Genomic DNA, 13,031 nt, shown 5'->3' on the forward strand with positions numbered 1-13,031 from the left:
CGGTGGGGGTGTGATGGTGGGATGATGGCGTGATGTTTGCCGCGCTGGTCACGCTGGAGCTGCACGTCCCCGCGAGCGGCTCGCTCAAGGCGAAGCGGGGGGTCGTGAAGAGCGTTGTCGCCCGGCTGCGCAACGACCTCAAGGTGTCGGTGGCCGAGGTGGGCCATCAGGACCTCTGGCAGCGCGCGACTCTCGGCGTGGCGATCGCCGCGGGCAGCGAGGTGGGGGCCCGCAAGGTCGCCCAGCAGGTGGAGCAGCTCGTGTCCCGTGAGCTGCGGGTGGAGATCATCGGCGTCGACGTCGAGGTCGTCGCCCCCGAACGATGAAGAGGACGTGCTGCAATGAGCTCCGCGGATCCGCAGCGGCCGGCCGCGCCGGCCCGCACCCGCATGCGCCGGGTGAACGAGTCGGTCAAGGAGGTCCTCGCGAGCCTGCTCGTGGACATGAAGGATCCGCGCATCGGTTTCGTCACCCTCACCGAGGTGCGGACGACCCCCGACCTCAAGCAGGCGGAGGTCTTCTACACCGTCCTGCCTGACGACGACGCGACGAGGACCGACACCGCGGAGGGTCTCGAGAGCGCGACGCCGCTGCTGCGCCGGGAGCTCGGCGCGCGCCTGCGGATGAAGAGCATCCCGCGCCTAGACTTCACGCTCGACCCCGTGCCCGCGCGCGGGCGACGGATCGAGACTCTCCTGCGAGATCAGGACCCCGTCGATGGCGATAGGTGAGAAGACCTGGGCGCGTGCCGTCGACCTGCTGCGCGCGGCGGACGAGGTGGCGCTCGCCTGCCACGTGGACCCCGACGGTGACGCGCTCGGCTCCATGCTGGCCTTGAAGCGCTTCCTCGACCGCCGGGGAGTGCGGACCACGGGGAGCTGGGGCGCGGGCGCGGAAGGCCAGGACCCCGCTTTGCTCGTTCCCCCCCAGTACACGTTCCTGCCCGGTCTGGAGGACCTCACCCCCGCCGGCCAGTTCCCGCCGAGACCCAAGCTGTTCGTGGCGTTCGACACGGGGTCACCCGACCGGCTCGGCTCGCTGCGCCAGGCGGCGGAAGCCGCCGACGCCGTCATCGTCATCGACCACCACGCCAGCGGCACCGCCTTCGGTGACGTCCGGCTCATCGACGGCAACGCCGCGGCGACCGCGGTGCTCGTCGACGAGCTCATCAGGCGGATGGGTGGCGAGCTCGACCGCGAGATGGCCGCCTGCCTCTACGTGGGGCTCGTCACCGACACCGGCCGGTTCCAGCACCCCAGCACGACGCCGGACGTGATGCGCCTGGGGGCCCGGCTCATTGCCCACGACATCGACCACAGCGGCATCAACCGGCGGGTGTGGGAGACGCACAGCTTCGGCTACCTCAAAATGCTCGGCCGGGCGATGGAGCGGGCCACCCTCGTGCCCGACGCCGGTCTGGCCTGGACCGCCGTGCGGCAGTCCGACCTCGAGGACCTCGGTATCACCCTCCCCGAGACGGAGGGCCTGATAGACGTGCTCCGCGCGGTCGAGGCGGCCGAATGCGTCTGCGTGGTCAAGGAGCTGCCGGACGGGTCCTGGAAGGTGTCGCTGCGCAGCAAGGGCCGTGTGGACATCGGCCGGATCGCCGCCGAGCTCGGCGGAGGCGGCCACGCTTTCGCGGCCGGCCTCACGACCACGGGTGACCTCGACGAGGTCATCGGCCGGCTGCGCGAGGCGCTGCGGCCGGCGCTGACCGCGGGCTGACGGTCGTGGACGGCGTCCTCGTCATCGACAAGCCGGCGGGCATGACCTCCCATGACGTCGTCGCGCGCGTGCGCCGGGCCGCCGGTCCCGCCGGCCGCTCCGGCGCGAGCGGCCGACGCGCGCGCCTCAAGGTCGGCCACGCGGGCACGCTCGACCCCGACGCGACGGGGGTGCTCGTCGTCTGCCTCGGCCGGGCCACCCGCCTCGTGCCCTACCTGCAGGCGTCGCGGAAGACCTACGACGCCAGGCTGCGCCTCGGGCGGACGACCACGACCCTCGACGCCTCCGGCGGCGTCACCTCCGAGACGGACGCGTCGGGGGTGGACGAGCCGGCGCTCTGCGCGGCGCTGACGGCCTTCGTCGGCACCATCGAGCAGGTGCCCCCCATGGTCTCGGCGGTCAAGGTCGGCGGCGAACGGCTCTACGCGAAGGCTCGCCGCGGCGAGGAGGTCGACCGGCCGGCCCGGACGGTGACAGTCCACGACATCGTCTTGGAGGACTTCGAGCCGGGCCCGCGGGCGGAGGCGGCGTTCCTCGTGACCTGCTCGTCCGGCACCTACATCCGCGCGCTCGCCGCAGACGTCGGCGAGCGCCTCGGCGTGGGGGGTCACCTCGCGTCGCTCCGGCGCCTCGCGTCGGGCCGGTTCTCCCTCGAGGACGCCTTCGATCTCGGTAAGGTCGCCGAGCTCGCGGCGGAGGGGCGCCTCGAGGAGGCGCTGCTGTCCATGAGCGACGCCGTGGCCGACTACCCGCGCGTCCAGCTCGACCGGGGGCACGCCCAGGCGATCACCCACGGCCGTCCCCTGCCCCCCACCGGCCACGACGGCCCCGTGGCCGCGATCGACTCGGCGGGGCGCCTGCTCGCCATGGTCGCCGACCGCGACGGCGCGGCCCGGCCCCTCGTCGTCCTGCAGGGGCAGGCGTGACGGGACGGATCGTCTCCGGCATCGACGACGTCGATCCCAGGCCGTCGGTCGTCTCGGTCGGCTTCTTCGACGGGGTGCACCGAGGACACCAGGCGATCATCCACCGTGCGGTCCGGGCGGCTGCCGACCGCGGCGAACGCAGCGCCGTCGTCACCTTCGACCGCCACCCGATGGAGGTCGTCAACCCGGGCAGCCAGCCGAGACTGCTCATGACGCTCGCCCGCCGCGCGCAGACCATCGCCGAGCAGGGCGTCGAACTGGTGGTCGTGGTCCCCTTCGACGACGAGCTGCGCCACGAGCCCCCCGAGGCGTTCGTCGACCGGGTCCTCCTCGGCCCGTTGCAGGCCTCACACGTCGTCGTCGGGGCGAACTTCCGGTTCGGGCACAAGGCCGCCGGCGACGTCGCCCTGCTCGCCGAACTCGGTCCGAGCCGGGGTCTCACCGTCGAGGGGGTGCCCCTGCTCGCCCTCGACGACGTGGTCATCTCGTCCACGCAGATCCGCGCCTGCATCGACGCGGGCGACGTCGAGCGGGCCGCCCGACTGCTCGGACGCCCCCACCGCGTCGACGGCGTCGTCGTCCGCGGCGACCGCAGGGGCCAGACGCTCGGCTTCCCCACGGCGAACCTCCAGGTGGGACGGCGGGTGGCCGTCCCCGCACGCGGCGTCTACGCGGGCGCCTTCCACCTGCCCGACGGCACTGCGCAGCCGTGCGTCACGAACGTCGGCGTCAACCCGACCTTCGGCGGCCAGGAGCTGCGCGTGGAGGCGCACCTGCTCGACTTCTCCGGGGACCTGTACGGGCTCAGCGTCGCCGTGGACTTCCGCCACCGCATCCGCGACGAGCGGCGCTTCGACAGCGTCGACGCGCTCGTGGCCCGGATCGGCGCCGACGTGGCGGCGGCGCGGCGCCTGCTCGGTGCGTGAGACCGTGACAGCCGAGCAGGTGTACGACCTCGTCGTCGTCGGTGCTGGCCCGGCCGGAGCGGCCGCCGCGCTCGCCGCTCGAGCCAGCCGGCCTGACGCCCGGGTCCTGCTCGTCGACAAGGCCGAGTTCCCCCGGGACAAGTCCTGCGGGGACGCCGTGTCCGCCCACGCCGGCGACGAGCTGCGGCGGCTCGGGGTCGCCACCCTGCTCGAGGACTGGCCGGCGATCGACCGGCTCCGCCTGCGCTCGCCCGGCGGTCGCGCCGCCGCCCGCCGCTGCCAGCGCGTCAACTGGGTGATGCCGCGGCGGGTATTCGACGCACGCCTGGTCGAGGCCGCGGTCGCCCGGGGCGTCGAACGGCGCACCCAGCGGGTGCACACGCTCGAGCAGCGCCCGGGCATGGTCGTCCTCGACGGGGAGACCGCCGCGCGGGTGGTCGTCGGCGCCGACGGCTCCGGCTCGACGGTGCGGCGGCTGCTCGGCGTGGCGCCGAACCCGCGCGACCACCTCGCCGTCGCCGTGCGGGCCTACAGCCCCGCGCCCGCCGGACGTCCCGAGCAGCTCATCGCGATGGTGGGGGAGGGGTGGCCGTCCTACGCCTGGTCCTTCCCCGTCGGCGACGGGACGGCCAACGTCGGCTACGGCCTCCTGCGCGCACACTTCGACGGCGGCAAGGCGCAGCTGCACGGCCGGCTGGCCGCAGCGCTTCCCGACGCGGACCCCGACCCGGCGACCCTCCGTGCGCACCACCTGCCGTTCTCCTCGCGCCGACCGGAGCCCGCGGCCGGCCGGGTTCTGCTCGCGGGCGACGCCGCGTCGCTCGTGAACCCGCTGTCGGGCGAGGGGATCTTCTCCGCCCTCGTTTCGGGCCGGCTCGCGGGCCGCTGCGCGGTCGAGGACCCCGACGCGGCCGGTCGCCGCTACCCCCGGCTGCTCCACGACACCCTCGGCTCCCACCTCGCCCACGTCCGCGTGTTCGCCCGGGTGATCCGGCACCGCCCCTTCGTCGAGGCGGCCGTCGCGGCCGCGTCCGCCGACCGCCTGGTGTTCGACCGCATGGTCGACCTGACGCTCGGTGCGGGCCTCGTGTCCCCCGTGGCGCTGCTGCGGGTGTTGCGCGCCTACCCGGGGCCGTTGTTGTGGGGATCCGCCACGCATGGCAGACTTGCGGAGGACCGTTGAAGAGACAACGGTGGAAGGTGTTGCCCGAAATCGCTGCCCGCCGGCGACCCTCGAGGTCGCAACGCGGAGAAGTCGATGGACGTGCCGGGTCCCACGCGACACCACTTCCGGGACCGCACCGACGAGGAGTAGCCGAGTGAGCAATGCAGTCATCCCGAACAAGGATGAGCTGATCGCGGAGTACGCCACGTCCGACGGCGACACCGGGTCGCCCGAGGTGCAGGTGGCGCTGTTGACCGCTCGGATCAACCACTTGACCGAGCACCTGAAGTCCCACAAGAAGGATCATCATTCCCGCCGAGGTCTGCTGCAGCTCGTCGGCCGCCGCCGGCGACTGCTGAACTACCTGCAACGCACCGATGTCGAGCGGTACCGATCGCTGATCCAGCGACTCGGCCTCCGCCGATAGCGGTTGATGAGCCGACGCCGGGCCCGATGGCTCGGCGTCGTGTCGTTTCACCCGCGACAAGGGCCCGCACGGCACCGCGGCGTCAGTTGTCAGTGGAGACGTCTGCGACCCCCGCAGCCCTCCCCACTGGGAACTGGCTCCCCCCGGACCCGTCCGCGGGCCGCGATTCCGGCGCCGGACGGCGCCGTGAGAAGGAGGACCCGTACCCATGGGCACGCTTGGCACATATGAAGTCTCCACGAAGATCGGCGACGCGGAGATCCGCTTCGAGACGGGCAAGCTCGCCGGTCAGGCCGGCGGCGCGGTCGTCGCCCACATCGGTGAGACGATCCTGCACGTCACCACCACCACCTCCAGCCGGCCGAAGGAGCACCTCGACTTCCTGCCCCTGACCGTCGACTACGAGGAGCGGATGTACGCCGCCGGCAAGATCCCCGGCGGCTTCTTCAAGCGCGAAGGCCGTCCGAGCGAGACGGCAACGCTCACCGCCCGCCTCATCGACCGCCCGATGCGTCCGACGCTGAACAGCGGCCTGCGCAACGAGATCCAGATCCTCATCCTCGCGATGTCCGCTGACCAGGTGAACCCGCCCGACGTGCTCGCCATCAACGGTGCGTCGATGGCCACCCTGCTCGCCGGCGTGCCGTTCGAGGGCCCGGTCGCCGGGCTGCGCCTCGCGATGGACCGCGACGGGCGCTGGACGCCCTTCCCGACGTTCGCGCTCCTCGCCGAGGAGGCCGTCTTCGACCTCGTCGTCGCCGGCAGGCTCAACGCCGAGACGGACGAGATCGACATCCTCATGGTCGAGGCGGAAGCGACCGAGCGGGTCACAGAGATCGTCGAGCTCGGCGGCCAGAGCCCGACCGAGGAGGTCCTCGGGCGGGCGCTCGAAGAGGCGCGGCCCCACCTGCGCCGCCTGTGCGAGGTGCAGCTCGAGCTGCTCGAGCAGGCAGGCGCCCGGCAGGTCGACTTCCCGCTCTATCCCGACTACGACCCCGCCGTCTACGACGCGGTCGCGAACAGCGTCACCGACGACCTCCGCGCGGTGCTCGCCGACGCGGGGCTGTCGAAGGCCGAGCGGGGCGCGAAGACGTCCGAGCTGCGCGAGGCGGCCATCGACGCGGCGTTCAACGACGCCGGGGAGCTGTCGGTGTCCGACGAGGAGCTCGAGCGGCAGGCGAAGAACGCCTTCCGCACCCTCGAGAAGAAGCTCATCCGCCAGCGCGTCGTCAACGAGGGTGTCCGCATCGACGGCCGTGGTCCCCGCGACATCCGCGAGCTGTCCGCCGAGGTCGGCCTGCTGCCGCGCGCGCACGGCTCGGGCCTGTTCCGCCGTGGCGAGACGCAGGTCCTCAACATCCTCACGCTCGGGATGCTCCGTGACGCCCAGCGCCTCGACACCATCGATCCCGACACCGAGAAGCGCTACATCCACCACTACAACTTCCTGCCGTTCTCCACGGGTGAGACGGGCTTCATGCGCGGCCCGAAGCGCCGGGAGATCGGCCACGGCGCCCTGGCGGAGCGGGCGCTGCTGCCGGTGATCCCCTCCGCCGAGGAGTTCCCCTACGCCCTGCGCCTGGTGAGCGAGGTGCTCGCCTCGAACGGTTCGACGTCCATGGCGAGCGTCTGCGCCTCGACCCTCGCCCTCATGGACGCCGGTGTGCCGATCGCCGGACCCGTCGGCGGCATCGCGATGGGACTCATCGCCGAGGACGGCAGGTACACGACGCTGACCGACATCCTCGGCGCCGAGGACGCCTTCGGCGACATGGACTTCAAGGTGGCCGGCACCCGCGAGTTCGTCACCGCCCTGCAGCTCGACACGAAGCTGTCGGGCATCCCCGCCGACGTGCTCGCCGGGGCGCTCACCCAGGCCAAGGAGGCCCGGCTCAGGATTCTCGACGTCATGCGCGACGCGATCGCCGAGCCGCGCGCCGAGATGAACCCCTACGCGCCCCGTGTCCTCGTCGAGTACATCCCCGCGGACAAGATCGGCGAGGTCATCGGCCCGAAGGGCAAGATCATCCGCGAGATCACCGACGAGACCGGCGCCCAGATCGACGTCGAGGACGCGGACGGCCGCGGCGTCGTGCACATCTACTCCTCCGACGGCGACAAGGCGCAGATGGCGCTCGACCGCATCAGGGCGATCGCGAACCCCGTCGTGCCGAAGGAGGGGGAGCGCTACTACGGCACGGTCGTGAAGACCGTCGACTTCGGCGCGTTCGTCTCGCTCACCCCCGGAAGCGACGGCCTCCTGCACATCTCCAAGCTCGGCGGCAACAAGCGCCTCGCCCACGCCGAGGAGGCCGTGCAGGTCGGTGACAAGATGTGGGTCGAGGTCCGTGAGGTGAAGGACGGCCGCAAGTTCTCCCTCGACATCGTCGAGGGAGGGCCCGATCAGCAAGCTCCCGCGGCGGTGAGCGCCCCCGCACCGACGCCGACCCCCGCTGGGCCGTCGGACACCGCTGCGGCGGGACCCGGCGAGAGCCGTGGCACGGGGCAGCGGGTGGAGCGGTCGCGTCAGCGCCCCGAGCGCGGCGGACGGGACGCGACCGGAGGGGACGCGGGGCCGGCGCGCACGCGCACCCGCGGCGCCGCTGCGGAGGGCGGACCGTCGGAGCCTGACGCCGGCGACGGCGACGTGGGTGAGGGCGAGCTGCGCCGGCGCCGGCGCCGCCGCCGCTGATGGGCGCGGCCGTGCAGGAGGGCGTGCGGGCGACGACGCTGCCCTCCGGCACCCGCATCGTCACGGAGGCGATGCCGGGGGTGCGCTCCGTCGCCGTCGGCTTCTGGATCGGCTGCGGGTCGCGTGACGAGCGCGGCCCTGTCGCCGGCGCGAGCCACTTCCTCGAGCATCTGCTGTTCAAGGGCACGCAGCGGCGCAGCGCGAAGGAGATCGCCGAGACCGTCGATGCCGTCGGCGGCGACCTCAACGCGTTCACGTCGAAGGAGTACACCTGCTTCTACGCCCGCTGCATCGACCGGGACCTCCCCCTCGCGGTGGACGTCCTCGGCGACATGATCACGTCCGCGCGCCTGCGCAGCGCGGACGTCGACGCCGAGCGGGACGTCGTGCTCGAGGAGATCTCGATGCACCTCGACACCCCCGACGACCTCGTCCACAGCGTGTTCAGCGCGGCGCACTTCGGCACGCACCCGCTCGGTCGCGAGGTGCTCGGCAGCGAGGCGAGCATCACGGCGATGCGCCGCGACCAGATCAACCGCTACTACCGGCGGCAGTACGTGCCGAGCAACCTCGTCGTCGCCGCCGCGGGCAGCCTCGACCATGACCGCGTCGTGCAGCTCGTCAGCGAGGCCCTCGCGGACGCGCGGGCCGGCGACGGCCGTTCGCGGCGCACCCCGCCGGAGGCTGCGGGCGAGCCCCGCACGGCGCTGCGCCACAAGCCGACGGAGCAGACCCATCTCGTCCTCGGCGGCCCCGGCCTGCGCCGGGCCGACGAGCGGCGGTGGGCGGCGGCCGTGCTCAACCAGGCGCTCGGCGGGGGGATGGCGAGCCGGCTCTTCCAGGAGGTCCGCGAGCGCCGGGGCCTCGTCTACACCGTGTACACCTACCACGGCATGCACGCCGACACCGGCACGTTCGCGGTGTACGCCGGCACCGCGCCGCACAAGGTCGACGAAGTCCTCCACACGGTGCGCACGGAGTTCGCGAAGGCGCTCGACGCGGGGCTCACCGAGGAGGAGCTCGACAGGGCGAAGGGCTCGGTCGCCGGGTCCATGATCCTCGGGCTCGAGGACACGGGCAGCCGCATGAACCGGCTCGGCAAGTCGGTGATCACCGGCACACCGCTGCTGACGCTCGACGAGATGATCGCCGCGGTGGGCGCCGTGTCCCTGTACGACGTCGCCGCCGTCGGGCAGCTGCTGCTCGGAGGGCCCTTCACCCTCGCCATGGTCGGACCGGTGGAGGGCAGCGACGAGGAGGCGCTGGCCGCCTACGCCTCGCCCACGGCGGCGTGATCCGCGTCGCGGTGATCGGTGCCGCCGGCCGCATGGGGTCGGCGGTGTGCGCCGCCGTCGGGGCCGACCCCGACTGCGAGCTCGTCGCCCGCGTGGGGTCGGGGGACTCCCTCGACACCGTGCTCGACGCCGGCGCGGACGTCGCCGTGGAGTTCACCGTCCCCGCAAGCGTGAAGCGCAACGTCGCCTGGCTGCTGGAGCGGGGGGTGCACACCGTCGTCGGGGCCACGGGTCTGTCCGACGCCGACCTGGCCGACCTCGAACGGCTCACCGGACCCGCCAACCTGTTCTTCGCCCCGAACTTCGCCGTCGGCGCCGTGCTGGCGATGCAGCTCGCCGCCCAGGCGGCTCGGCACCTGCCGCGGGTGGAGATCATCGAGCTGCACCACGACCGCAAGGTGGACGCGCCGAGCGGGACCGCGCTGCGCACGGCAAGGCTCGTCGCCGAGGCGCGCCGGGAAGCCGGGGAGGTGCCGGGTCCGCCCGACCATCCCGCGCGTGGCCTCGTCGTCGACGGTGTGCCGGTGCACAGCGTCCGGCTGCCCGGCGTCGTCGCGAGCCAGGAGATCGTCTTCGGCGGCCCCGGCCAGACGCTCACGATCCGCCACGACTGCCTCGACCGCTCGTCGTTCATGCCCGGGGTGCTGCTCGCCATCCGCCAGGTCGCCACCCGCCCGGGAATGACCGTCGGCCTCGAGTCGCTGCTGTAGAAGACGCCCCGCAACGTCGCCCGCGTGCGACAATCGGTTGCGACCCGATCACCGAGGCGTCTTTGGGAGGAACCGATGTTGGAGAGCCGCAACCCCGCCCTGCGCCGAGTGGCGCCCCCCGGCGGGCACTGGTCGCCGAGCGTCGACCAGGAACACGTCGACGCGGAGTTCAACGCGCTCGCATCGGGTCTCGTGCGCGACCGCATGACGATCGAGGGGACGGTCTACAAGACGCTCGCCCTCCTCGCGCTGACCGCCCTCACGACCTTCGCCGTGTGGGTCTGGGCGGACGGTGAGCCGGTCGGGCTGCCGCTTGCCGGCCTCGCCTTCTTCCCCTTGATCGCCATCGGGGTCCTCACCGGCTTCAAGCCGCATCTCGCGCGGGTGACGGGCCCCCTCTACGCGCTCATCGCCGGCGCCTTCATCGGCGTGCTCACGCTCGCGCTGGCCGCGACCCTCGGCACCGACCTCGCGACCCTGCCCATGCAGGCGGCGATGGCCACGCTGGTCGTGAGTGGGTCGATGCTCGTGGCGTACCGCACCGGCCTCATCCGCGCGACGCCGCGGCTGCGCAAGGTGGTCGTCACCGCCGCGATCGCGATCGCGGCGTTCTACGCGGTCAACATCGTCATGAGCTGGTTCGGGTCACCGATGGGACTCATCTGGGGCGGCGGGCTGCTGCCCATCCTGCTCTCGGTCGCGTTCATCGGGGTGGCCTCGCTCATGCTCGTGCTCGACTTCGACCTCGTCGAGCAGCTGGCCGGCAACGCCGAGAAGCGCATGGAGTGGTACGGCGCCTTCGCCCTCACCACGACGCTCATCTGGCTCTACGTCGAGATGCTCCGGCTGCTCGCGCTGCTCCAGCGCGACTGAACGCGCGCCGGCTTCGACGGCGCCCGCCCGGCGCGTCTTGCGACTTTCCGGCTGGACTCCCCGGAGTGAGGGCACGTACGCTGCGCGCCGACAAGGAGGCAGCCGTGGCGAGCTCTTCCGTCACCCCCGATCAGAGCGTGTTGCTTCTCGACGACGAGCCGCTGCCCGACGTCGACGCCTACCGGTCCGCGGGCGGCGGGCAGGGGCTCGCCGCAGCGCACGAGCGGGGACCCGAGGCGGTCATCGACGAGGTGGACCGGTCGGGTCTGCGTGGGCGGGGCGGGGCGGGCTTCCCGACCGGGCTGAAGTGGCGGTCGGTCGCCAACCATCCGTGGGCCACCCACTACATGGTCTGCAACGCCGCGGAGGGGGAGCCGGGCACGTTCAAGGACCGCTGGCTCATCCGCCACAACCCCTACCTCGTCCTCGAAGGCCTCGCGATCGCCGCCTTCGCCGTCGGGGCCGCTGGCGCGTTCGTGGCGCTGAAGGCGTCCTTCGAGCAGGAGACCGCACGGTTGCGGCGCGCCGCCGGCGAGATGCGGGCGGCCGGCCTGCTCGGCGACGTGCCCATCGAGATCGTGACGGGCCCCGAGGACTACCTGTTCGGCGAGGAGAAGGCGATGCTGGAGGTGGTCGAGGGCCGCCTGCCCCTGCCGCGCATCCTCCCGCCGTACCAGGTGGGGTTGTTCGCGGCGCGCGGGGCGCCCAACCCCACCGCGATGAACAACGCGGAGACGCTCGCCAACGTCGGGCCGATCCTCCGCGAGGGTGCGGACTGGTTCCGCCGGCTCGGCACCGACGAGTCTCCCGGCACGATGCTGTTCACCTCCTGCGGCGACGTCGTGCGTCCCGGCGTCTACGAGCTGCCGCTCGGCACGCCGCTGCGCACCCTGCTCGAGGAGCACGCCGGTGGGACTCCCGAGGGCCGGGCGGTCAAGGCGGTCTTCCCCGGCGCGTCCGCCGGCATCCTGCCGGGTGCCGCGCTCGACACCCCCATGGCCTTCGAGACGATGAAGGCGGCGGGATCCGGGCTCGGCTCTGCGGGGTTCATCGTCTACGACGAGACGGCCTGCATGGTGGCTGCGGCGGCTGCGTTCTCCCGGTTCCTCGCCGTCGAGTCGTGCGGCCAGTGCCCGGCCTGCAAGCAGGGGTGTCTTACGATCACCGAGCACCTCGACCGCATCGAGGGAGGCGAGGGCTCCGACGACGACCTCGACAAGCTCCTGTCACGCTGCCGCAGCGTCACCGGCGGCACCCGCTGCGCCCTGCCCGACGGGGAGGCGGTGCTCGTGGCGAGCGTCGTCGAGAAGTTCGGGGAGGAGTTCACCGCTCACGTCGACCGGGGCTGCCCGTCGCCACGCGACCTGCCGATCCCGAAGCTCGCCGACTTCGACGAGGACACGGGGCAGTTCGTCTACGCCGACCAGTCGCCCTACGAGGACGTACCCGACGAGGACAGGGCCGACGAGGAGACGCCTGATGACTGACGACGACGCGGACGCCGCCGACGCCGAGGGTCCGCAGGAGGCACGCGGCTCGTCGGACGACGACACGGCCGCCGCCACCTCCGGGGCCCGGCCGGTCGGCGAGGCAGCGCAGGCGGGGCTCGGCATCACCGTGGGCGGCCTCGTGCGGCGTGACGTCGTCGCGGTGGAGCCGAGCCAGACGTTGCGCGAGACGGCCCGCACCATGCACGAGGAGGGCGTCGGCTCGGCGGTGGTGCTCGACGACGGCCACCTCGTCGGCATCGTCACCGAGCGCGACGTGCTCCGCGCCGCGGCGACCGACGCCGACCTCGACGCCACCACCGTCGAGGAGCTCATGACGAAGAAGGTCGTCACCGCCTCTCGCGAATGGGAGGTGTACGAGGCCGCGGCGGCGATGTCCGAGCACGGCATCCGCCACCTCGTCGTCACCGAGGGCGACGAGGTGCTCGGTGTCCTGTCGGTCCGCGACGTGCTCCTCGCCGGCCAGCGTGTGGAGCTGAGCGACGGCAACTGGGCGGTGCTCCGTGACCCGCTCACCTTCACCGTCCGCGAGCGTCGCAGGCTCCAGCGCACGCTGCTCGCGCTCGGCGCAGGGTCGCCGGAGGACCTCGACGTCGACGCGCTCATCGCCGAGCTCGTCGGCAGCTGGTCCTTCGACGAGGCGCCCCCGAAGAAGGCCGAGGCGGTGAAGCAGCTGAGCGACACCGACCACGACCTCCTGCGCGCCGCGGTGCTCGACGAGCTGCCCTATCTCCAGCGCTCCGTGCAGCCCGCCCCGGGCTGCACGGAGCGCTGGAGATAGGGC

The 13,031-nt window shown here is 72.7% G+C and carries 13 protein-coding genes; all 13 read left to right on the forward strand.

Features of this window, described 5'->3' with window-relative positions; all coding sequences use genetic code 11:
* Positions 1-32 precede the first annotated feature (32 nt).
* On the forward strand, positions 33-326 hold the full coding sequence (locus VM324_10905) for a DUF503 domain-containing protein (protein HVL99788.1): 294 nt from the start codon (positions 33-35) through the stop codon (positions 324-326).
* A gap of 15 nt (positions 327-341) precedes the next feature.
* Complete coding sequence (rbfA, locus tag VM324_10910; GenBank protein HVL99789.1) at positions 342-731, forward strand: 30S ribosome-binding factor RbfA; 390 nt, start codon at positions 342-344, stop codon at positions 729-731.
* The gene (locus VM324_10915; GenBank protein HVL99790.1) at positions 718-1,725 is read left to right on the forward strand and encodes a bifunctional oligoribonuclease/PAP phosphatase NrnA; all 1,008 of its coding nucleotides are present in this window, start codon (positions 718-720) and stop codon (positions 1,723-1,725) included. Before rbfA ends, VM324_10915 begins: the two co-directional genes overlap by 14 nt.
* 5 nt (positions 1,726-1,730) lie before the next feature.
* Positions 1,731-2,651 carry a tRNA pseudouridine(55) synthase TruB gene (truB, locus tag VM324_10920; GenBank protein ID HVL99791.1) on the forward strand — a complete coding sequence of 307 codons (921 nt, stop codon included), beginning with the start codon at positions 1,731-1,733 and terminating at the stop codon, positions 2,649-2,651.
* Positions 2,648-3,577, forward strand: a complete 930-nt coding sequence (locus VM324_10925; GenBank protein HVL99792.1) for a bifunctional riboflavin kinase/FAD synthetase — start codon at positions 2,648-2,650, stop codon at positions 3,575-3,577. The genes truB and VM324_10925 overlap by 4 nt, the downstream gene beginning before the upstream one ends.
* Positions 3,570-4,760 (forward strand): geranylgeranyl reductase family protein, encoded by a 1,191-nt coding sequence (locus VM324_10930; GenBank protein HVL99793.1) that lies wholly within the window; start codon positions 3,570-3,572, stop codon positions 4,758-4,760. The genes VM324_10925 and VM324_10930 overlap by 8 nt, the downstream gene beginning before the upstream one ends.
* 151 nt (positions 4,761-4,911) lie before the next feature.
* Complete coding sequence (rpsO, locus tag VM324_10935) at positions 4,912-5,169, forward strand: 30S ribosomal protein S15 (protein HVL99794.1); 258 nt, start codon at positions 4,912-4,914, stop codon at positions 5,167-5,169.
* Between the two features lie 208 nt (positions 5,170-5,377).
* A complete protein-coding gene (locus tag VM324_10940) occupies positions 5,378-7,861 on the forward strand; it encodes a polyribonucleotide nucleotidyltransferase (GenBank protein HVL99795.1) in 2,484 nt (827 codons plus the stop codon).
* Positions 7,861-9,156, forward strand: coding sequence for a pitrilysin family protein (locus VM324_10945; GenBank protein ID HVL99796.1), 1,296 nt, complete (start codon positions 7,861-7,863; stop codon positions 9,154-9,156). The genes VM324_10940 and VM324_10945 overlap by 1 nt, the downstream gene beginning before the upstream one ends.
* Complete coding sequence (gene dapB, locus VM324_10950; GenBank protein ID HVL99797.1) at positions 9,153-9,866, forward strand: 4-hydroxy-tetrahydrodipicolinate reductase; 714 nt, start codon at positions 9,153-9,155, stop codon at positions 9,864-9,866. The genes VM324_10945 and dapB overlap by 4 nt, the downstream gene beginning before the upstream one ends.
* A gap of 75 nt (positions 9,867-9,941) precedes the next feature.
* Positions 9,942-10,739, forward strand: coding sequence for a Bax inhibitor-1/YccA family protein (locus VM324_10955; protein ID HVL99798.1), 798 nt, complete (start codon positions 9,942-9,944; stop codon positions 10,737-10,739).
* A gap of 104 nt (positions 10,740-10,843) precedes the next feature.
* Positions 10,844-12,226 (forward strand): NADH-ubiquinone oxidoreductase-F iron-sulfur binding region domain-containing protein, encoded by a 1,383-nt coding sequence (locus VM324_10960; protein HVL99799.1) that lies wholly within the window; start codon positions 10,844-10,846, stop codon positions 12,224-12,226.
* The gene (locus VM324_10965; GenBank protein HVL99800.1) at positions 12,219-13,028 is read left to right on the forward strand and encodes a CBS domain-containing protein; all 810 of its coding nucleotides are present in this window, start codon (positions 12,219-12,221) and stop codon (positions 13,026-13,028) included. Before VM324_10960 ends, VM324_10965 begins: the two co-directional genes overlap by 8 nt.
* Positions 13,029-13,031: the final 3 nt, after the last annotated feature.

Source organism: Egibacteraceae bacterium (assembly GCA_035540635.1).
Lineage (GTDB): Bacteria > Actinomycetota > Nitriliruptoria > Euzebyales > Egibacteraceae > DATLGH01.

Excerpts from the sequence above, each read along its gene's own strand:
- rbfA (HVL99789.1), top strand. The coding sequence starts at position 342 with ATGAGCTCCGCGGATCCGCAGCGGCCGGCCGCGCCGGCCCGCACCCGC.
- VM324_10965 (HVL99800.1), top strand. The coding sequence starts at position 12,219 with ATGACTGACGACGACGCGGACGCCGCCGACGCCGAGGGTCCGCAGGAG.
- VM324_10945 (HVL99796.1), top strand. The coding sequence starts at position 7,861 with ATGGGCGCGGCCGTGCAGGAGGGCGTGCGGGCGACGACGCTGCCCTCC.
- VM324_10905 (HVL99788.1), top strand. The coding sequence starts at position 33 with ATGTTTGCCGCGCTGGTCACGCTGGAGCTGCACGTCCCCGCGAGCGGC.
- VM324_10955 (HVL99798.1), top strand. The coding sequence starts at position 9,942 with ATGTTGGAGAGCCGCAACCCCGCCCTGCGCCGAGTGGCGCCCCCCGGC.
- VM324_10915 (HVL99790.1), top strand. The coding sequence starts at position 718 with ATGGCGATAGGTGAGAAGACCTGGGCGCGTGCCGTCGACCTGCTGCGC.
- VM324_10940 (HVL99795.1), top strand. The coding sequence starts at position 5,378 with ATGGGCACGCTTGGCACATATGAAGTCTCCACGAAGATCGGCGACGCG.